The sequence below is a fragment of the Microbulbifer sp. JSM ZJ756 genome (assembly GCF_044383805.1).
Lineage (GTDB): Bacteria > Pseudomonadota > Gammaproteobacteria > Pseudomonadales > Cellvibrionaceae > Microbulbifer > Microbulbifer zhoushanensis.
Genome location: NZ_JBISER010000003.1, coordinates 292,377 through 312,690, shown reverse-complemented (window position 1 = coordinate 312,690; position 20,314 = coordinate 292,377). Strand labels below are relative to the sequence as shown.

Here is a 20,314-nt window from a genome sequence, read left to right as displayed (position 1 = left end):
GGCTGCGGGGCGGCGAACAACAATCAGTCCCGCAAGCGACGCCCCTTCCACAGGCGAAAAATCGCCGGGATCACCAGCAGCGTCAGCAGCATGGCGCTGACCATACCACCCACCATCGGCGCCGCGATTCGCTGCATCACTTCCGACCCCACGCCGCTGCCAACCATCACCGGGACCAGGCCGATAAATACCGTCGCAGTGGTCATCAGCACCGGCCGCATACGCTGGCCAGCCCCCTCGCGGATCGCCTGCTCCAGGTCGGCGCGGCGCAATGCGGTACCATCGACCGTGCGTGCCTCGCGCACCCGCTGCCAGGCCTGGTTGAGGTACACCAGCATGATCACGCCGATCTCCACGGCGACGCCAGCGAGGGCGATAAAGCCCACGCCCACCGCCACCGACAGGTTGTAGCCCAGCCAGTAGAGCAGCCACAGGCCGCCGATCAGGGCCAGCGGCAGGCTGCCCATGATCACCAGCACCTCGCCCACATGGCGGAAGCTCAGGTACAGCAGCAGCACGATGATCCCCAGGGTCAGCGGCAGCAACACCGCCAGCCGCTCCCGCGCCCGCTCCATATACTCGTACTGGCCGGACCAGATCAGCGAATAACCCGGCGGCAGCTCCAGCTGCTCCGCTACCGTCTGCTGCGCCCGGTCGACCCAGGAGCCCAGGTCCACGTCGGTGATGTCCACGTAGATCCAGCCGTTGGGTCGCGCATTTTCGGTCTTGATCATCGGCGGGCCGTCGCGTACCTCGATGCGCGCCACATCCCCCAGGGCCAGGTGGCTGCCGTTGGGTGCCACCAGCGGCAGCTGGCGCATTTCCTCCGGGGAATCGCGCCACGCCTGTGGATAACGGAGGTTCACCGGGTAGCGCTCCAGGCCCTCCACGGTCTCACTGACATTGCGGCCGCCGATGGCGGTGTCCACCACTGACTGGACGTCGGCAATATTCAACCCGTAGCGGGCCGCGGCCCGGCGATCGATATCCACATCGATATAGCGGCCTCCGGCCACCCGTTCGGCATAAACCGACGCCGTACCAGGCAGGCCGCCGAGGATCTTCTCCAGCCGAGTGCCGATGCGCTCGATCTCGCCCAGGTCGGGCCCGGCCACCTTGATCCCCACCGGGGTCTTGATGCCGGTAGCGAGCATGTCGATACGGGTCTTGATCGGCATCACCCAGGCATTGGTGACCCCGGGCAGCTGCACGGCGGCGTCGAGCTCCGCGCGGATCTTGTCCGGTGTCATCCCCGGGCGCCACTGGTCCCGTGGCTTGAAGCGGATGATGGTCTCGATCATGGTCAGCGGCGCCGGGTCGGTGGCGGTATCCGCGCGGCCGATCTTGCCCCACACCTGCGCCACTTCCGGTACCGACTTGATCAGCTTGTCGGTCTGCTGCAGCAGTTCGCGCGCCTTGCCGATGGAAATGCCCGGGTAGGTGCTGGGCATATACATCAGGTCGCCCTCATCCAGCGGTGGCATAAACTCACTGCCGGTGCGCGACAGTGGGTACAGGGCACTGGCAAGCAACAGCAACGCCACTGCCAGCACAGTACGCGGATACCGGATCGCCAGCGCCAGTGCCGGCCGGTAGGCGGCCGCCAGCCCCCGGTTGATGGGGTTGTCCTGCTCTGGCCGGATGCGGCCGCGGACAAAATAGCCCATCAGCACCGGTACCAGGGTAATGGCGAGTCCGGCAGCCACCGCCATGGCGTAGGTCTTGGTGTAGGCCAGCGGCGCGAACAACCGGCCCTCCTGGCCCTCCAGGGCAAACACCGGCAGGAAGCTCAGGGTGATGATCAGCAGGCTGAAGAACAGCGGCGGCCCCACCTCACTGGCCGACTCGGCCACGACCTGCCAGCGCTTGCGCTCAGACCAGTGCTCGCGTTCTGCGAGAGGTGTGCGCTCCAGGTGCTTGTGCAGGTTCTCGATCATCACAATGGCGCCGTCCACCATGGCGCCGATGGCGATGGCGATACCCCCCAGGCTCATGATGTTGGCGTTGATGCCCTGCAGGTGCATCACCACGAACGCACCCAGGATGCCCAGGGGCAGGCTGATGGCAATCACCAGCGACGAGCGCAGGTGGAACAGGAACAGGGCGCATACCAGTGCCACCACGATAAATTCCTGCACCAGCTTGTGGGCCAGGTTGTCCACCGCATCGTCGATCAGCTTGCTGCGATCGTAGGTGGGCACGATTTCCACGCCCTCCGGCAGGCCCTGCTGCAACTCGTCCAGGCGGGTGGTAACCCGCTCGATCACGGCGCGGGCATTGTCGCCGAAGCGCATCACCACCACACCGCCGACCACTTCGCCCTCACCATCGAGCTCGGAAATGCCGCGGCGCATCTGCGGCCCGGTGCGGATTTCGGCCACATCGCCGAGCAGCAGCGGCGTGCCGCTGTCATCCACTTTCAGGGGAATCTGGCGCAGGTCGTCGACGCCCTCGATATAGCCGCTGGCCCGCACCATGTATTCGGCCTCGGCCATCTCCACCACCGAGGCGCCGGTCTCGCGGTTGCCGCGCTCGATGGCGCTGCGCACCTGTGCCAGGGTCAGGTCATAGGCACGCAGGCGCAGGGGGTCCACCACCACCTGGTATTGCCGCACCATACCCCCGACGGTGGCCACCTCTGACACCCCGGCAATGGTCTGCAGCTCGTACTTCAGGAACCAGTCCTGCAGCGAGCGCAGCTGTGCCAGGTCGTGATTGCCACTGCGATCCACCAGCGCGTAACTGAAGATCCAGCCCACGCCGGTCGCATCCGGGCCCAACTCCGGCTGGGCCCCGGCGGGCAGCCGCGGCGCCACCTGGCTCAGGTACTCCAACACCCGCGAGCGGGCCCAGTAGAGGTCGACGTCGTCCTCGAACAGGACGTACACGTAGGAATCGCCGAAAAACGAGTAACCGCGCACGGTGACCGCACCGGGCACCGACAGCATCGCCGTGGTGAGCGGGTAGGTGACCTGGTCTTCCACTACCTGCGGGGCCTGCCCGGGGAAGGACGTCTTGACGATCACCTGCACGTCGGAAAGGTCGGGCAGCGCGTCCACCGGGGTGTTGCGCATGCTGTAGAGCCCGCCCAGGCACAGCGCCGCGGCGGCCAGCAATACGGCGACCCGATTGTGCAGGGACCAGTGGATAATCCGTGCGATCATTTCGGCTCGCCCCCGTGATCGTCGTGATCCATCTCACCGTGATCCATGTCTCCATGGTCCATTTCCCCGTGCTCCATCTGGCCGTGGTCCACGCCCGCCGGTTGCCGCACCGCCAGCACCTCGTACTTGCCGTCGGCGCGCTCGCGGATCTGCACCTCGATACGCTCGTCGCTCTCCATCGCCCGGCGCAGGTCGTCGCCCGCCTCCTCGGCCACGTAGAAACCCATCACCATTGCCGGCCAGTCCCAGGCCGGCACCGGCTCGTGGTCCAGCCGCGCATAGTGGTTGTCATCGGGCATGCTCAGGACCCGGGCACCGACCCAGGGCCGGTCCGAGGTATCCATGCGACCCAGGTCGGCGCTGACGCTGGATTCAGAGTCGATCAGGAACTGGGCCGAGGTAACGACCCGGTCTCCCGCCTGCAGTCCCTCGAGTATCTGCACCCGGTCGCCGAACTCGTGGCCGGAACGGACCCGCACCGAGCGGAAGCGGCCGTCGCCTTCCGCCAGCACCACCCGCTCCATGCGACCGGTGCGGATCAATGCCTCGCGGGGAATAGTGAGGGCAGTGGCGGTGCGGCCGTCCAGTTCCAGGCGTACAAACATTCCCGGCCTCAGGGTCTGGTCCGGGTTTTTCACCTGCACCCGGAGCGTCAGGGTGCGCATGGGCTCGTCCACCTGCGGCAGTATCTTGCTGACCTGGCCCAGCCAGATGCGCCCCGGGGCAAAGTCCCCGCGCACGGTGACCTTGTCCCCGCGTTCGACGGCGTAGCCCTGGCGCGGGAAGACCTCGCCCTCGACCCAGACCGTATCCAGCGGACCGACACTCACCAGTGCCTTCTCCGGCGTGATATACATGCCGCTGCGCACGCCCAGTGTCTCCACATAACCACTGGCATCGGCATAGAGCGTGACCTTCTCGCTGGCGCGGCGGTCGCGTTCGACCCGTTGCACTTCCCGTGCGGGGATACCCAGGCTGTGCATCCGCTCGCGGGCCGCCTCGATCAGCGCCCGGTTGCCACTGCCCAGGGCGGCGAGGAACTCCCGCTGGACCTTGACCAGTTCCGGCGAATAGATCTCCACCAGCGGCTGGCCCTTTTCCACCCGGTCGCCCTCGGCCGTCACCCAGCTCTTCTGCACCCAGCCACTCAGCCGCGTGTGCTGGTGGCGGATGCGGTCCTGGTCCAGCCGCACGATCCCCACGGTGCGAAGGGGCGCGGATACCGGCCCGCGCTCGACAGTGGCGGTGCGCACACCCAGGTTGTTTTCCACGGCGGGGGAGATGGTTACGGTCCCCGGCGCATCACCGGGTTCCTCGCCCTCGTAGACCGGGATCAGGTCCATCCCCATGGGGGACTTGCCGGGTCCGTCGCGGCGGTAGTTGGGGTCCATGGGTGCGACCCAGTAGAGGATCTTGCGCTCACCGCTGGCCCCGTCATCCATACCGCTCCCATCGCCGTTGCCACTGAGCCACCAGCCCAGCATTACGCCGACGATTGCTGCGGTAGCGACCAATATCGATGCTTTTATCGGTGCTTTCTGCATTATTCAGTTTCCCATCGGGCCCACCACCGGGGTGGGCGTCATCTGCTGCCTGTATCCGCGGTGTTGCACACCGCTCACTTGCTGTCCCGTGCCGGCGTCTCCACGCCGGGCGCCGCCGCGCGGTAGTAGCGAACGCGTGCCAGGGCGCGGTAATAGTCGTAATCCAGTTGCACGGCGTCGATCTGCGCCTCGATGGCCTCCACCCGGGCATCGATCACCGCATCCAGGTCTGCGGTGTTGCTGGCGTAGCCACTCAGCAGCGCCCCGGCGGTATCTTCCGCGGTAGGCAGCAGTTCGGTGTGGTAGAGGTGGCGCCGCGCCGCGAGGCTGTCGGCGGCGGCGGCGGCGCCATTGAGGCCGCTGTGCAGGGTTTGCAGGATGTCCTGGCGCTGCAGGATACCGGCGCTCTCCCGGGCGCGGGCGGCAGCCAGGCGCCGGTCCTGCCGCTTGCCGGTAAACAGCGGCAGGTCGAAGGACACCATCGCGCTGGCGAAGTCGGCACCGTCGCTGGTGGGCGTGGGTTCACGCTGGCCGTAGCTCAGTTCGAACTGCCACTGCGGCTTGTAGGCCTCGAGGGCGATATCCACATTGCGGCCCTCGGCCTCCACGCGGGCCGCGGCCGCCGCCAGGGCCGGGTGCCCGGCAACGGTTTCCGGCGCCACCGGCACCGGCCGGGACGCCAGCCAGGCACTGGTCTCCGCCCAGCCGGGCAGGCTGGTATCGATCGGTTCCCAGGCCGCAGTGCCTATCCACTGGCTGAGCTGGCCGCGACTGCGGTTGGCCTCGCCCTCCAGCGCCTGGATGCGGTCATCGAGACGCGCCAGGGCCAGCTGGGATTGCAGCAGCTGCTGGGACTGGGCCTCGCCGGTGGCCACCCGGGCACGGTCGTACTCCACCAGTTGCACCAGCCAGTGGCGGTTTTCCCGCATCAGTTCCAGGGACTCCAGTTGCGCGGACAGCCGCAGGAAAGCCTCGCTGACCTGCAGCGCCAGGCGCAGCTCCCGGTCGGCGGCATCGGCGTAGCCGGCCTGTGCCTGCAGCGACCCCCTCTCACCCGTGAGGCGGGCGCTGTCGCCGCGCGGCAGCTTCTGGCTCACGCCCACGAGTTTCTGCGTCATGGGCTGCTCGTCGAATGCGAAGCTGTCGGTGGGCAGGTTCACCGCGCCGAGCTTGATCATCGGATCAGCCCACTGGCTGTCGGCTACCGCATCCTGCTGTACCGCATCGGCCCGCTGGCGCACTGCGGCGACCTGTGGATCCAGCTCCTGGGCAAGCTGCAGGGCGCGCTGGTAATCGACCGCTGCCGGCGCCGGCACAGATGCCAGGGCAAACGCCAGCGCAAGCAGGCCGCACATCCGGCGGGCCCGTATTGGGGAAAACATGTGTCAATCCTGTCTGGTTGATGGCTCGCTGGTGCCGGGGCACCGGTTAACGGGTCATCAGCCGGCGATGGGGGGCCGGAACAGGCTTGCAGAGGGCGTCAGCGGGCGGTCCACACATTCGGTGCGGGCCGGCGGACGGTCGGGGGAGAAGTCCAGGGGATGGTCCGAGGACACGAGTGCCAGCGGCGCGGCGCAGGCACCGGCCTCGCAGCTCAGCTGGCATTGCCAGGCATCGGCGGCGGCTTCGGAGGCATCGTCTTCACAACAGGGCATATCGTGGTGCATATCCATCGCCATGTCGGCCCCACCGGCGGGGTTGCCCATACCGTGCATCTCGCCACAGTCATGCCCCCCCGCGACGGCGAGGCTCTGGGCGCTGAACAACAGCAGCAGGAAAATCACGGCTAGACGATGCATGGGAACGGATTCTAGGTGCCCGCGGGGCGCCGGGCAAGCAGCGGCCACTGCGGCCACCGGTCAGGCAGGGCCGGCGAGGCGGGTTTTCCCGCCAGCGCGACTGGCTAAAATCTATGCACTGTGTGCTATAATGCGCCGCCGCGCCCATGCGCGGGGCCCAATAAATCTAACAATTCGCGAGTACCCGATGTCCGCACTTGATGAAGAGCCGCAACCCACCGGCACCCTGACCCTGCAGACCCTGGCCATGCCGCGGGACACCAACCCGCAGGGAGACGTTTTTGCCGGCTGGCTGATGTCACAGATGGACCTGGCCGGTGCCATCCTCGCCCAGAGTATCGCCCGCGGCCGCGTGACCACGGTGGCTACCGGCAATATGGTGTTCCTGCGCCCGGTGCCTGTCGGCTCCACCGTCAGCTGTTACGCCGAACCACTGGAAGTGGGTCGCTCCTCTATCCGCTGCATGGTGGAAGTCTGGCTGACGCGGGTGGATTCCGGGGAACAAGTGAAAGTCACCGAGGGCGAGTTCGTGTTCGTGGCGATCGATGACCGCGGTAATACCCGTCCGCTGCCCCTCTGACCTGTTTCCGGCGCGGCCGCCGTCAGTGGCGGCCCTCCGCTTCGGGCAGCACGACTCCCAGCCGGCCCAGTTCCCTGGCCAGCCGCGGGTCGCCGCTGCGCCGCCAGCGCTGATATAGCTCAAGCACATCGTGGGCGTCGTAGGGATGCTCCTTGGCGCATGCCCGCGCCACCAGTTCCAGCAAGCGGCCGAACATAGCGGCGAGTTCAGAGAACACGTGCCGGTTGTCGCGCGCATTGTCTGCCAGGTAGTCGTAAGCGCCACCGCCCATGCCGATGAAGTAGTCCTGCCGGATGCCGCGCCGGGCGTAGTTATCCGGGAAGAGCCCGCCGAGGAACAGCGCCAGGTCCCCCAACTGTCGCAGTATCTGGCAGCGCTCCCAGTCACTCGCCGCCTCGTGGGCGTCCTTGTAGAGAAGTGCCAGCGGGCGGATGCCCAGCTCCCCCCGGTCGTAGGTGAACAGCTCATCGCTGTCACCGAAACGGGCTAGCATGCTGCCCATATACCAGAGTGTGTCCTCCTGGGGCAGGGGCTCCAGTTCGCGGCCGCACTCTTCCAACCGGTTGCGGAAATAGTCCGCCAGCGTTCTCTCAAAGTCGGGCTGGTTCCGCAGCGACATGGTCCCACCTCCCGTGAATCCTATTGCCCTACTGAAAACTATAAGCCAGATTTCTGCGCTTTCAATTGTTAAAAACCGTTTTTATATAATAAAAAATTATACAAAATCCGCCGCGCGTCCCTCTTGAAAATGCCCCTCGCGCTCCTATTTTGCCGCTGTCGGGGGATGGTCAGCGTCCCAGGACTTCGAATCTTCAACCATTGAATTGCACATGCTTATTGGGAGGAAATCCGATGAGTATCAAACCGCTCTACGACCGGGTGGTTGTCAAACGCCTCGCCGCGGAAACCACGACCGCCAGCGGCATCATCATTCCAGACAAAGCCGCAGAAAAGCCCACCCAGGGCGAGGTAATTGCCATCGGCAATGGTGCGCCGCTGGATAACGGTGAATTGCGCGCGCTGGCCGTCAAGGTGGGTGACCGGGTGCTGTTCGGCCAGTACGCCGGCAGTGAAATCAAACACGACGGCGAGACCTACCTTATCGTCAAGGAGTCCGACATCCTCGCCATCGTTGAACCGACCCAACAGCAGGAGAAAGCCGCATGAGTGCGAAGGCCTTAAAGTTTTCCGATGACGCCCGCGAGCGCATGCTGACCGGCGTAAATATCCTGGCAAATGCCGTCAAAGCCACACTCGGCCCAAAAGGCCGCAACGTGGTACTGAGCAAAAGTTTTGGCGCGCCGCGAGTGACCAAAGACGGCGTTTCCGTGGCGAAGGAGATCGAACTCAAGGACAAGTTCCAGAACATGGGCGCACAGATGGTCAAAGAAGTTGCGTCCAAGACCGCAGATGTCGCCGGCGACGGCACCACCACCGCCACGGTACTGGCCCACGCGCTGCTGCGAGAGGGGCACAAGTCCATCGCCGCGGGTATGAATCCGATGGACCTGAAACGCGGCATCGATACGGCCGTGAAGGCTGCGGTAGAGGAACTCGCCAAACTCTCCAAACCCTGCGACGACACCAAGTCCATCGGCCAGGTGGGCACAGTGTCCGCCAACTGGAACGAGGACATCGGCAGGATTATTGCTGAGGCCATGGAGAAAGTGGGCCGCGACGGCGTAATCACCGTTGAGGAAGGCAAGTCGCTGCACAACGAGCTGGAAGTAGTGGAGGGCATGCAGTTTGATCGCGGCTACCTCTCCCCTTACTTCGTGACCAACCAGGAGAAGATGCAGGCGGAACTCGATAACCCCTTCATCCTGCTGTTCGACAAGAAAATCAGCAATATCCGCGACCTGCTACCGCTACTGGAATCCGTTGCCAAGGCCGGTCGACCACTGGTAGTGATCGCCGAGGATATCGAGGGCGAGGCGCTGGCCACACTGGTAGTCAACAGCCTGCGGGGCATCATCAAGGTGGCAGCGGTCAAGGCGCCCGGCTTTGGCGATCGCCGCAAAGCGATGCTGGAAGACATCGCCACCCTCACCGGCGCCAGGGTGATCTCCGAGGAGGTCGGGCTCACCCTGGAAAAAGCGCAGCTGGAACAGCTGGGAAGCGCCAAGCGCATCGTGATCAGCAAGGACAACACCGTGGTTGTGGATGGTGCCGGGGACAAAGCTGCCATCGATGGCCGGGTAAAACAGATCCGTGCTGAGATCGAGGCATCCACTTCCGATTACGACCGGGAAAAGCTGCAGGAGCGCGTAGCAAAGCTGGCCGGCGGCGTTGCCGTGATCAAGGTCGGTGCCGCTACCGAAGTGGAAATGAAAGAGAAGAAGGACCTGGTGGACGACGCCTTCCATGCAACCCGCGCGGCGGTGGAGGAGGGCATTGTACCCGGTGGTGGCCTGACGCTGGTGCGCGTTGCCGACAGCCTGCGTAAAAGCGGGATCAAAGGCGCCAACGACGACCAGCAGGTGGGGATCAATATCGCGCTGCGGGCGATGGAAGAACCTTTCCGTCAGATCGTTGCCAACGCAGGCGTGGACGGCAGCGTGGTGCTGAACAATGTGCGTGCGCACGATAACCCCAATTTCGGTTACAACGCCCAGACCGCAGACTACGGCGACATGCTGGAATTCGGCATCATCGACCCGGCCAAGGTCACCCGCTCAGCGCTGCAGAATGCGGGCTCCATCGCCGGCCTGATGTTGACTACCGAGGTAATGGTGGCCGATAGAGCAGAAGGCATAAAGCCTGAAACATCTGCAGGTGCTTATGATTACTGATTCATTACGGTAATCAAAAAACGGGGCCACAGGGCCCCGTTTTTTTAATCCGCGCTAATGGCTCTGGTCTGGTAATAAGCCTCTTCGCTGATGCGATGATAGGGGATCACATCGTCCCTGAATTCCTTGAAGGCCTCGTAGACCCGCGCGAACTGGGGGTCCTCGGCTGCGGTCTCCTCCAGGATTTGCCGGTTTACCTTCTTCAGGTGCGCCAGCACCTCGTCCGGCAGGCGCCGCAGTTGCACACCGTGCTCCTTCACCAGTTCCTGTAACGCGCGGTTGTTGCGCGCGGTGTACTCATCGAGCATATCCTGGTTGGCGTCGCGGGCGGCCACGCGCACGATTGCCTGCAGGTCTTTCGGCAGCTTCTGGAACGCGGTCTTGTTGACGATGATCTCGAGGATCGAGCCGGGCTCGTGCCAGCCGGGGTAGTAGTAGTACTCGGCGATCTGGTGGAAACCGAAGGCCAGGTCATTGTAGGGGCCGACCCATTCGGTGGCATCGATGACGCCGGTCTGCAGGGCTGTGTAAAGCTCGCCGCCGGGAATGGTGACGGCGGTACCACCGGCCCGGTTCAGTACCTCGCCCCCGAGGCCCGGGATACGCATCTTGAGGCCCTGCAGGTCCTCTACCGAGTTGATCTCCTTGTTGAACCAGCCCGCCATCTGCACGCCGGTGGAACCCCCGGCCATGGGGATCAGGTCAAACGGCGCATAGAGTTCTTCCCACAGTTCGCGGCCGCCGCCGTAGTGCAGCCAGCCGTTCATCTCCTGGGCATTGAGGCCGAAGGGCACGGCGGTAAAGAACTGTGCCGCCGGCACCTTGCCCTTCCAGTAATAGGCCGCGCCGTGGCCCACCTGGGCAGCGCCCTCGGACACCGCACCGAATACCCCCATCGCCGGCACCAGCTCCCCGGCACCGTATACCTTGATCTTCAGACGCCCGTCGGACATCGCCTCCACCGTGCGGGCAAAGCGCTCCGGCGCACTGCCGAGGCCGGGAAAGTTCTTCGGCCAGGTGGTGACAAGCTTCCACTCGAAAGTCTCGCGACTGCCGTCCTCGGTGAACTGCCGGGCCGGGCCCTGTTCCGAGCGGGAGACCACCAGCGCGCCGAAGGTAATGACCAGCAGGGCCAACAGGCCGAGGATGACGGGGGGATACCAGTTAATTTTTTTCATGTTTTTTATTGTCGGGTTTTCGATCTTCGCCAGTGGGGATACTGGCAAAGTTACGTGCAAGAGTCACCCGGTGCTGCTGTCAAATCCCGGCCCGCGCCGGGATGGCGGGCCGGCTCCCGAAACTACAACGGCTGCAGCTTGGCCATCGCTACCACCAGCCACTTGCTGCCGGCATCGTCAAAATTGACCTGCACCCGGGCCCGCGGACCGCTGCCCTCGAACTGCACCACGGTGCCCTCACCGAACTTGGGATGCTCCACCCGGCCACCCAGGGCCAGCGGCGGCAGGTCGTCGTCGAAATCCGGCGCCGGGTCGGAGAAGCGTCCCACCTTGCCATAATCCGGGTTGAACAGGGGGCGCGAGATCTCGGTCTTGAGGCGCACCTCGTGCACCAGTTCCGGCGGTATCTCGCCGATAAAGCGCGACGGGCTGTTGAAGGTCTCGCTGCCGAACAGGCGCCGGTTCTCGGCGTAGGTGATATAGAGCTTCTGCATCGCACGGGTAATGCCCACGTAACAGAGCCGCCGCTCCTCCTCCATGCGCCCCGGCTCCTGCGCCGACATCTTGTGCGGGAACAGGTTTTCCTCCACCCCGGCCATGAACACCAGCGGGAACTCCAGCCCCTTGGCCGAGTGCAGGGTCATCAGCTGCACCGCTTCCTCGAACTCGTCCGCCTGGCCCTCGCCGGCATCCAGCGCGGCGCTGTCGAGGAACTGGTCGAGCAGGGAGGGCTCCTCCACCTCGACCCCGGACTCGTCCGGCGGCACCTCGATGCCGTCGAAGCTCCGGCAGGCGCTGACCAGCTCCTTGAGGTTTTCCACCCGGGTCTGGCCCTTCTCACCCTTTTCCTTGCCATGGAATTCCAGCAGGCCACTGGTCTCGATCACGTCCTCGGCGATGGCATCCAGCTCCCGGTCCACCGCATCGCCTGCCAGCCGGTTGACCAGCTCCAGGAAGCCCTGCAGGGCATTGGACGCGCGCGCCGCCAGCACCCGCTGGGCCACCATCTGCTGCGCCGCCGCCCACAGGGAGCAACCGTGCTCGCGGGCGAAACCGCGCACGGCGTCGACACTGCGCGCGCCGATGCCGCGGGTGGGGGTATTCACCACACGCTCGAAGGCGGTGTCATCGTGGGGGTTGCTGATCATGCGCATGTAAGACAGCGCGTTCTTGATCTCCAGGCGCTCGTAGAAGCGCTGGCCGCCGTAAATGCGGTAGGGCACCCCTTCCCGCAACAGGGCCTCTTCCAGTACCCGCGACTGGGCATTGGAACGGTACAGGATGGCGACGGAGTCGCGCGGGTTGCCATCGCGCACCCACTGCTCGATGCGCTCGACAATAAAGCGCGCCTCGTCCTGCTCGTTGTAGGCAGAGTAGAGGGAGATGGGCTCGCCTTCCTCGCCCCGGGTCCACAGCTCCTTGCCCAGGCGGCCGGCGTTGTGCTCGATCACCGCGTTGGCGGCCTTGAGGATGGTGCTGGTGGAGCGGTAGTTCTGCTCCAGGCGTACGGTCTGCACATCGCGCATGTCACTGGCGAAATGCTGGATATTCTCGATCTTGGCGCCGCGCCAGCCGTAGATCGACTGGTCGTCATCCCCCACCGCGGTAATGTGGCACTGGTCGCCGGCCAGCAGGCGCAGCCAGGCGTACTGGATGGTGTTGGTGTCCTGGAATTCGTCCACCAGGATATGGGGAAAGCGCTGGCGGTAATGGGCCAGTACGCCGTCGTTGTTCAGCCACAGTTCGTGGGCCCGCAACAGCAGTTCACCGAAATCCACCAGGCCGCCGCGCTGGCAGGCTTCCTCGTAGGCGAAGTAGATGCGCACCATGGTCTGCAGCCAGGGGTCGCCGCCGGCCTGGATGTACTGCGGGCGCAATCCCTCGTCCTTCTGGCCGCCTATCCACCACTGGGTCTCCCGCGGCGGCCACTTGGCCTCGTCCAGCCCCAGGTCGTTCTGCACCCGCTTGATCAGGCGCAGCTGGTCATCGGAATCCAGGATCTGGAAGTTCTGCGGCAGGTTGGCCTCTTTGTAGTGGGCCTTGAGCAGCCGGTGGGCCAGGCCGTGGAAGGTGCCCACCCACATGCCGAAGGTGTTGACCCCCAGCAGTTCCTCGATGCGCGCGCGCATTTCGCGGGCCGCCTTGTTGGTGAAGGTCACGGCGAGGATGGAGTAGGGCGAGGCCCCCTCCACCTGCATCAGCCAGGCGATGCGGTGCACCAGCACGCGGGTTTTGCCGGAGCCAGCGCCGGCCAGTACCAGCTGGTTGCAGGGCGGTGCCGCCACCGCCTCGCGCTGGGCGTCGTTCAGGGGGTCTAGAATCTGGGATACGTCCATGGAGCGGGATTGTACCAGAGCTGGCGCCGGAACCCTGTGTAAATAAACAGGTTTTTGGTCAGTCCCGAAGCCGGGACAGGGTGCCGGCGCTGAACGAAACAGCCCGGGCCCTGCAATCGCTCGCCACAGCCGTGGGCAACCGCTAAACTGCGCGTCTGTAATAAGGAAGGAAGTCCCGTGAAGCCGGCGGAAGTCACGCAGAAAATCAGCGAACAGCTGTCCTCCATGCGCAAGTCCGAGCGCAAGGTGGCGGAGTATATCCTCGCCAACCCGGATGAGATCATCCATATGCGCATCGTGGACCTGGCTACCGAGGCCCAGGTGAGCGAGCCTACCGTGGTGCGCTTCTGCCGCGCCGTGGGTTGCTCAGGTTTCCAGGAGTTCAAGCTCAACCTGGCGCAGCAACTGGCCTCCAGCCCCAGTTTCGGCCAGATCGCGGTCACCGAGACCGACACCATCGCCGAGTACAAGCGCAAGGTGTTCGACTCCACCGTGGACACCCTGCTCAACGTGCGCGACAAGATCGACGCACGGGCGCTGGAGGCGGCCGTCTCCGCCATCGCCGCCGCCAAGCGTGTGGAGTTCTTCGGTTTCGGCGCCTCGGGCGCCGTGGCCAGTGACGCCCAGCACAAGTTCTTCCGCCTGCAGCTGGCCACCGCAGCCCACTCCGACCACCACATGCAGAACATGTCGGCCATGTCGATGGAGCCCGGTGACGTGGTGGTGGCCATCTCCCAGAGCGGCCGTACCAAGGCGCTGCTGCACTCCATGGAAATGGTGAAAGAGCAGGGCGGCACCGTCATCGGCCTGGCGCCCAGTGGCTCGCCGGTAGCCCAGCGCTCCACCATCCCGCTGGAAGTGGACGTGGAGGAGGATATCGAGATCTATACCCCGCTGTCCTCGCGCATCGCCCACCTGGTGGTGATCGATGTGCTCGCCATCGGCGTGGCCCAGCGCAAGGGACCCCAGCTGCAGGAGCACCTGCTGAAGCTGAAAAAGGGGCTGTACACCCTGCGCGAGGACCAGCGCTGAGCCGCTGGCGACCACTGCGCTGGCCGTGACGCCCCCGCGCCGCTAACATGCGCCCGGCCCTGACGGCCCGGGGCGCCGCAAACCGCGACTGCCCTTCACCTGAACCGACTTCGACGCCACCGGCGTGCCGAGAACCTTATGCATCCAACTCCCGCCGGGGAGGAGTCCGCGCCGTCCCGTTCGCTCGCCCTGTGGCTGGCGGCGCTGGTGGCGCTGACACCATTTTCCCTGGACACCTACCTGCCGGCAATCCCGGCCATGGCCGACTCCCTGGGCAGCGGGGTGGCACAGGTGCAACACTCCGTCTCCAGCTTCCTGCTGGGGTTCGCGCTGGGGCAGCTGACCGGCGGGCCCCTTTCCGACCGCTGGGGGCGGCGCACGGTCGGCACCATCGGCCTCACCATCTACCTCGGCTGCACCCTGCTGATCCTGTTCGTCACCAACGTACAGCAGCTGATCGGCCTGCGGTTGCTGCAGGCCTTTGGCGGCGGCTTTGCCACGGTGATCTGTGCCGCAATCGTGCGCGACCTGTACAGCGGCCGGGCGGCAGCCAGGGTGATCTCGATGATCAGCACCATGATGCTGGTGGCGCCACTGATGGCACCTGTGATCGGTTCCGCCCTGCTGGAGGCCGGCGGCTGGCGCGGCATCTTCGTGTTCCTGCTGGCCTATGGCGGCGCGATGATGATCCTGGTGCGCCTGCTGCTGCCGGAAACCGTGTCACGCTTTACCCGCGCCCGCCGCAGCCTGGCGCCCAAGCGCATGCTGGCGCGCAACTACCTGGAGGTGTTGCGCAATCGCCGGGCGCTGGGCTTCCTGGGCGCCCAGGCCTTCGTCAGTGGCTCCATGTTTATCTACATCACCACCGCGCCGTTTGTGTTCATGGAGTATTTCGGCGTGCCTTCCAGCCGCTTCCCGCTGTTCTTTGGCAGCTGCGTGGTGGGGTTGATCGTGATGGTGCAGGTGAATATCCGCCTGCTGAATTTCTTCGAGCCACGGCGCATCCTGCTGGCGGGGATTGGCCTGCAGATCCTCGGCTGCGGCCTGCTGTTTCTGGGCACACTGACCGGTATCCGCGAGCTGTCCCTGTGGATGGTACCGCTGGTGCTGACCATGTCCTGTATCGGCATCACCGGGCCCAACGCAGCGGCCTGCTACCTGGAGTTCTTCCCCCGTATCAGCGGCAGTGCCAACGCCTTCTATGGCGCCAGCCTGTTTATCAGTGGCGGGGTGCTGGGCGGCATCGTCAACGGGCTCCACACCGGCACCCTGGTGCCGATTGCCGGCACCATGTTCGGCTGCGCAATCAGTGCAATGCTGCTGGCCCTGTTCGTGGCCCGGGCACGGCAGCCAATCGAGGTCCGGCAACCGCCCCCCAGGCGTTTCGCCGCCGGCTGACCCGGCAACACGGCTCAGTTGCCCAGCAGGCCCTCTTCACGCAGGGCCCGACGGACACCGGGACGGTTGCGCACCCGCTCCTGGTAGGCCTGCAGGCGCGGCCAGGATTCGGTGTCGATATGCTGGCGCTCGAGCCAGCTGGCGATGGTGAACAGGTAGGCGTCGGCGGCAGTAAAGCTTTCGCCCATCAGGTAGTCCGGCCCCAGCTTGTCCTCGATAAAGTCGAAGCGCTGGTGGATTTTCTCCCGCGCCGACTCTTTTTCCGCATCAGTGCCGTTCCAGAACAGCGGCACAAAGCTCTTGTGCACTTCAGTGGAAATAAAGTTGAGCCATTCCTGCATGTGGTAGCGCTCACGGCTGCCGGCGGGGGGCGCCAGCCCGGCGTCCGGCGCCTGGTCGGCCAGGTACTGCACCACGGCCGGGACCTCGGTCAGGACCTCACCATCATCGATGCGCAGGGCGGGCACATAGCCCTTGGGGTTGATATCGCGGAAGTCATCACCGTCCTCAGTCTTCTTCTTGCGCAGGTCCACCCGGCACAGGTCCAGGTCGATACCCGCCTCGCAAGCGACGATATGCGGCGCCAGCGAACAGGCGCCGGGTGAATAGTAAAGCTTCATGATCGCTCCTGGTTTCTCCTGGTCATGGGCTGGAGTATAGGAAGCGGCGCGGCTGGCGAAGGCTACTCGCCGATGATCTTTACCAGCACCCGCTTGCGCCGGCGGCCGTCGAACTCGCCGTAGAAGATCTGTTCCCAGGGACCGAAGTCCAGCTCACCCCCGGTCACCGCCACCACCACTTCGCGGCCAAACAACTGGCGCTTGATATGGGAGTCGGCATTGTCCTCACCGGTGTCGTTGTGGCGGTACTGGTCGATGGGGCCGTAGGGCACCAGCTGATCCAGGAAGCGGGTAAAGTCCCGGTGCAGCCCGGGCTCGTCGTCGTTGATAAACACCGAGGCGCTGATGTGCATGGCATTGACCAGACACAGTCCCTCACGGATACCGCTCTCCTGCAGTGACTGCTCTACCTGCGGCGTGATGTTAATGAATTCCGTGCGTTTTTTTGTATCAAACCACAGTTCGCGGCGGTAACTGTTCAATTTATCTTCCTCCCGTTTGCAATATGCTGGCGTCTGCAGAGTCGCTGTATTTGAACCAATCAACAGTCAAAAGTCATGGAGGATGACATGTTGCCAAAGACCCTGAACCGCTGGCTCCTTGCCGCCGTTATTTCCTGCGCCACGGGAACCGCTGCCAGCCAGGCTACGGAAGAGAAATCACCACAGGAGGGCGGGGTGCCCCAGGCCCGGGTGGATGCCCAGCGGGCCCTGCTGGAAGAGCAGCGGCAACTGGAGGAAAAACTGGTCGCCGTGCTGGAGGATCCCTCGGGCGCTGCACGCGCCTTCGGGCAACTGCTGTCGGCCGGCGACCGACGGCAACTGCAGGCAGGTTGCTCATCCCTGGCCCGAGACCCGGACAACGCCCGCGCCCGCACACTGTTGCAGGACTTTATCGACCGCTACAGCGAACAGCCGCGCCGGGTGATCGCGCGCTACTGCTTCGGCCCCAGCCTCAACCAGCTGCACCAGGAAGTCCGCGCCACCCGGCGCGCCCTGCAACAGCGCCCCGCCGCCAGCCAGGTGGGTGAATTCGATTTTCGCTTCCAGCGACTGGAGGGCGAGGCGCAGGAGGCGCAGCAACGCTTCACAGCGATTCGCAGGATCATGCTCGCCGGGCAATAGGCGCCGGCCCGCCGGGGGTGCGCTGCCTAGCCGCGCCCGTGCGGCGCCGAATAATCCAGTTCCGGCCCCTTGGGCACGATACCCGTGGGGTTGATGGTGTCGTGGCTGGCGTAGTAGTGGGTCTTGATATGGTGAAAGTCCACCGTACCCGCCACCCCGGGCCACTGGTAGAGCTCGCGCACGTAACCCCAGAGATTCGGGTAATCCGCCAGGCGCTGCTTGTTGCACTTGAAATGCCCGTGGTAAACCGGGTCAAACCGCACCAGGGTGGTGAACAGGCGCCAGTCCGCCTCGGTGATGCGCTCGCCACACAGGTAGCGGTTATTGGCGAGCCGCTGCTCCAGCTGGTCGAGGGTACTGAAGAGGGGGTCGTAGGCTTTTTCGTAAGCTTCCTGCGTCGTGGCGAAGCCCGCACGATAGACGCCGTTGTTCACATTTTCGTAGACAATATCGTTGGTGGCGTCTATATCACCGCGCAGTTCCGCAGGGTAGAAATCGTCCCGGTTACCGGTGATTTCGTCGAATGCACTGTTGAACATGCGGATGATTTCCGCCGACTCATTGCTCACCACACACTCGCGCTGTTTGTCCCACAGCAGGGGCACGGTAACCCGGCCGCTGTAGTCGGCGCGGTTGCGCGTGTATAGCTGGTGCAGGTAGTCGGCACCGTAGAGCCTGTCGCCACTGCTGCCCTCGTCTTGCTTGAAGGTCCAGCCGTGCTCATGCATGTAAGGACTCACTACGGATACATCGATCAGGTCCTCGAGCCCCTTGAGTTTGCGGAAGATCAGGGTCCGGTGCGCCCAGGGGCAGGCGAGGGATACGTACAGGTGGTAGCGCCCCGGCTCCGCCTTGAAGCCCCCCTCGCCACTGGGGCCGGCACTGCCATCGACGGTGATCCAGTTGCGTAGCTGGGCCTGCTCGCGCACGAACTCGCCCTCGCTCTTGTCGGTGTCATACCAGCGGTCCTGCCACTGGCCGTTGACCAGCAATCCCATGGTCGCCTCCTGAAACGGGTCTTTATCGGTTAGCGTATGTTAAGGGCAAAGCCCTGCCGGGCCGGGCACAACAGCGCCCGGCCCGGTGGGGAAAGAACCCGGCAGCCGCCGGGCTCAGCTGCGGGTGCGGCTGAATATATGGTCCACGCTGAAGCGCCCGGCACCGGCGCAGGACAGGATGATGAAGCCGCCGGCGATGGTGATGTTCTTCATAAAGGAGATCATCTGTGCCTGGTCGCCCGGGACGTAGTGAAACAGCAGCGCACTGGCGAAACAGAACAGGGCCAGGCCCAGTGCGGCCCAGCGGGTCAGGAAGCCGAACAGGATGGCCAGGCCGCCGCCGAGCTCCGCCAGGATTACCAGGGGCAGGAGTGCTCCGGGCACACCGGCGGACTCCATATACGCCTGGGTCCCTTCATAGCCGCCGATCTTGCTCCAGCCGGCGACAATAAACATCCACGACATCAGCACCCGGCCCACCAGCTTGGCGCTGTCACAGAGAATCGGGTTGGTCATCGGTCTTCCTCTCTTTTCCTGGCAGTTATTACGGGCGTTGCAGGTTGCCCGTTACTGCCTTCAGTCTAGTTCCAAGAATCAAGAAGAAAACCGCAAAAAATCGCGGGAATCGTTCGAAATTTTAAGAAATCAGTCCAGCGGCGCCAGACCGTTACGCAGAGCCTGGATCAGGAACGCCGCCGCCGGGCCGGTTTTGTCACTGTCGGCGTAGACCAGGTAGACGGTGACCTCGCGCTCCCAGGGCTCCTCCATGGTGAGCGGCAGCATCCGGTCCGCCAGCAACGATTCACGCAGGCGGGTTTCCGGCAGCCAGGCAAAACCCAGGCCCCGCTCGATCAGCTCGATCGAGGTCTGCACGTTGCTGACGGTGATGCGCTGGTCGGAACCCAGCCAGCCGGAATCCTGCCGGTTGCGCACGGCGGAGTCGCGCAATACCACCTGGCGGGAGGCTTTCAGGTCCTTGCGCGCCACCGGCCGGCCCAGGTGGTGCAGGGGATGGTCCGGGTGGGCCACGGGAATAAACCGCACCCGTGAAACCGGCTCTCCCACGAAGCCCTGCGGCACCCGGCCCGAGAGAATAAAATCCGCCTCCTGTTGCAGCAGTAGCTCTTCGGCGCCGGACAACACCGTCTCGCGCAACTCCAGGCGGGTATGGGGAAAGCGACTGGCAGCCTGCTCGATGGCGCTGAACAGGCAGTCGTAATCAAAGATCACATCCACTGCGAGGGTCAGCACGGCTTCCTCGCCGCTGGCCAGGCTGCCGGCCACTGCCTCCAGCGCCTCGGCCTCGTTAAGGAGCCCGCCGGCGCGCGCCAGCAGGATGCGCCCGGCATCGGTGAGCTCGGCCTTGCGCCCGCGCACCTGCAGCAGGTCGACCCCGAGGCTCTCCTGCAGTTTGTGCACAGCGTGGTTGATGGATGACTGGCTCTTGTGGACGGCCTGGGCCGCCTGGGAAAAACCGCCGTGCTCCACCACGGCCTGGAACATGCGCCACTGTTCGAGGGTTACCTTGGCCATCTGCCACTTCTTCCTTGCCGGGGCGCGGCAGCCGGCGCCGCGCCCACACTTGATGATCGGGCCCGGGGCCTCGCGACCATCGGGTAGCGGCGCTGTTGGACCCGGGTTTCTGACGAATAATTCGAACACAACGCGCGATTATTTGCCATTTTTATCCGAATTCATCGGCTTATACTGCGACGATCATCACTGGCAACCAGATCCCACAGGAGGTGC

Annotated in this window: 18 protein-coding genes; 6 read left to right on the top strand and 12 right to left on the bottom strand. The window is 64.6% G+C overall.

What is annotated here, in order from left to right; genetic code table 11:
• Nucleotides 1-23: 23 nt before the first annotated feature.
• The 4 genes from ACH6CX_RS07605 to ACH6CX_RS07590 all read right to left on the bottom strand — a co-directional run bounded on the left by ACH6CX_RS07605 (nt 24) and on the right by ACH6CX_RS07590 (nt 6,507).
• Nucleotides 24-3,164 (bottom strand): efflux RND transporter permease subunit, encoded by a 3,141-nt coding sequence (locus tag ACH6CX_RS07605; RefSeq protein ID WP_232940265.1) that lies wholly within the window; start codon nt 3,162-3,164, stop codon nt 24-26.
• The gene (locus ACH6CX_RS07600; RefSeq protein WP_232940267.1) at nt 3,161-4,708 is read right to left on the bottom strand and encodes an efflux RND transporter periplasmic adaptor subunit; all 1,548 of its coding nucleotides are present in this window, start codon (nt 4,706-4,708) and stop codon (nt 3,161-3,163) included. The genes ACH6CX_RS07605 and ACH6CX_RS07600 overlap by 4 nt, the downstream gene beginning before the upstream one ends.
• Nucleotides 4,709-4,782: 74 nt before the next feature.
• Nucleotides 4,783-6,090 (bottom strand): TolC family protein, encoded by a 1,308-nt coding sequence (locus tag ACH6CX_RS07595; protein ID WP_232940269.1) that lies wholly within the window; start codon nt 6,088-6,090, stop codon nt 4,783-4,785.
• 57 nt (nt 6,091-6,147) lie between these two features.
• Nucleotides 6,148-6,507 (bottom strand): hypothetical protein, encoded by a 360-nt coding sequence (locus ACH6CX_RS07590; protein ID WP_232940270.1) that lies wholly within the window; start codon nt 6,505-6,507, stop codon nt 6,148-6,150.
• Nucleotides 6,508-6,694: 187 nt separating this feature from the next.
• Between ACH6CX_RS07590 and ACH6CX_RS07585 the strand changes: the two genes are divergently transcribed.
• Nucleotides 6,695-7,087 (top strand): acyl-CoA thioesterase, encoded by a 393-nt coding sequence (locus ACH6CX_RS07585; protein ID WP_091513887.1) that lies wholly within the window; start codon nt 6,695-6,697, stop codon nt 7,085-7,087.
• A 22-nt stretch (nt 7,088-7,109) separates the two neighbouring features.
• On the opposite strand, the gene ACH6CX_RS07580 is transcribed toward ACH6CX_RS07585, so the two are convergent.
• Nucleotides 7,110-7,706 carry a hypothetical protein gene (locus ACH6CX_RS07580; RefSeq protein ID WP_232940271.1) on the bottom strand — a complete coding sequence of 199 codons (597 nt, stop codon included), beginning with the start codon at nt 7,704-7,706 and terminating at the stop codon, nt 7,110-7,112.
• Nucleotides 7,707-7,939: 233 nt separating this feature from the next.
• On the opposite strand from ACH6CX_RS07580, the gene groES reads away from it, so the two are divergent.
• Together groES and groL are read left to right on the top strand one after the other, a co-directional pair.
• Nucleotides 7,940-8,254 carry a co-chaperone GroES gene (gene groES, locus ACH6CX_RS07575; RefSeq protein WP_232940272.1) on the top strand — a complete coding sequence of 105 codons (315 nt, stop codon included), beginning with the start codon at nt 7,940-7,942 and terminating at the stop codon, nt 8,252-8,254.
• Nucleotides 8,251-9,879, top strand: coding sequence for a chaperonin GroEL (groL, locus tag ACH6CX_RS07570; RefSeq protein ID WP_237062226.1), 1,629 nt, complete (start codon nt 8,251-8,253; stop codon nt 9,877-9,879). Before groES ends, groL begins: the two co-directional genes overlap by 4 nt.
• A gap of 44 nt (nt 9,880-9,923) precedes the next feature.
• Here the strand turns inward: groL and ACH6CX_RS07565 are convergent, their stop codons facing one another.
• Both ACH6CX_RS07565 and uvrD read right to left on the bottom strand, forming a co-directional pair.
• Nucleotides 9,924-11,057, bottom strand: coding sequence for a TRAP transporter substrate-binding protein (locus ACH6CX_RS07565; RefSeq protein ID WP_232940274.1), 1,134 nt, complete (start codon nt 11,055-11,057; stop codon nt 9,924-9,926).
• Nucleotides 11,058-11,179: 122 nt separating this feature from the next.
• The gene (gene uvrD, locus ACH6CX_RS07560; protein ID WP_237062228.1) at nt 11,180-13,393 is read right to left on the bottom strand and encodes a DNA helicase II; all 2,214 of its coding nucleotides are present in this window, start codon (nt 13,391-13,393) and stop codon (nt 11,180-11,182) included.
• 177 nt (nt 13,394-13,570) lie between these two features.
• On the opposite strand from uvrD, the gene hexR reads away from it, so the two are divergent.
• Complete coding sequence (gene hexR, locus ACH6CX_RS07555; protein WP_232940276.1) at nt 13,571-14,425, top strand: transcriptional regulator HexR; 855 nt, start codon at nt 13,571-13,573, stop codon at nt 14,423-14,425.
• A gap of 138 nt (nt 14,426-14,563) precedes the next feature.
• Nucleotides 14,564-15,823: a multidrug effflux MFS transporter gene (locus ACH6CX_RS07550; protein ID WP_232940277.1), complete on the top strand. Its 1,260-nt coding sequence runs from the start codon at nt 14,564-14,566 to the stop codon at nt 15,821-15,823.
• Nucleotides 15,824-15,837: 14 nt separating this feature from the next.
• Here ACH6CX_RS07550 and gstA read toward each other — a convergent pair whose 3' ends face one another.
• Both gstA and ACH6CX_RS07540 read right to left on the bottom strand, forming a co-directional pair.
• The gene (gene gstA, locus ACH6CX_RS07545) at nt 15,838-16,443 is read right to left on the bottom strand and encodes a glutathione transferase GstA (protein ID WP_232940278.1); all 606 of its coding nucleotides are present in this window, start codon (nt 16,441-16,443) and stop codon (nt 15,838-15,840) included.
• 62 nt (nt 16,444-16,505) lie between these two features.
• Complete coding sequence (locus tag ACH6CX_RS07540) at nt 16,506-16,925, bottom strand: secondary thiamine-phosphate synthase enzyme YjbQ (protein WP_237062237.1); 420 nt, start codon at nt 16,923-16,925, stop codon at nt 16,506-16,508.
• A gap of 87 nt (nt 16,926-17,012) precedes the next feature.
• Here ACH6CX_RS07540 and ACH6CX_RS07535 point away from each other — a divergent pair, with 87 nt between their 5' ends.
• Nucleotides 17,013-17,567: a hypothetical protein gene (locus ACH6CX_RS07535; RefSeq protein WP_237062239.1), complete on the top strand. Its 555-nt coding sequence runs from the start codon at nt 17,013-17,015 to the stop codon at nt 17,565-17,567.
• A 26-nt stretch (nt 17,568-17,593) separates the two neighbouring features.
• Here the strand turns inward: ACH6CX_RS07535 and ACH6CX_RS07530 are convergent, their stop codons facing one another.
• The 3 genes from ACH6CX_RS07530 to ACH6CX_RS07520 form a co-directional block, all read right to left on the bottom strand.
• The gene (locus ACH6CX_RS07530; protein ID WP_232940284.1) at nt 17,594-18,565 is read right to left on the bottom strand and encodes a glutathione S-transferase family protein; all 972 of its coding nucleotides are present in this window, start codon (nt 18,563-18,565) and stop codon (nt 17,594-17,596) included.
• 114 nt (nt 18,566-18,679) lie between these two features.
• Nucleotides 18,680-19,081, bottom strand: coding sequence for a DoxX family protein (locus ACH6CX_RS07525; RefSeq protein ID WP_232940286.1), 402 nt, complete (start codon nt 19,079-19,081; stop codon nt 18,680-18,682).
• A gap of 129 nt (nt 19,082-19,210) precedes the next feature.
• Nucleotides 19,211-20,098, bottom strand: a complete 888-nt coding sequence (locus ACH6CX_RS07520) for a LysR family transcriptional regulator (RefSeq protein WP_232940288.1) — start codon at nt 20,096-20,098, stop codon at nt 19,211-19,213.
• Nucleotides 20,099-20,314: the final 216 nt, after the last annotated feature.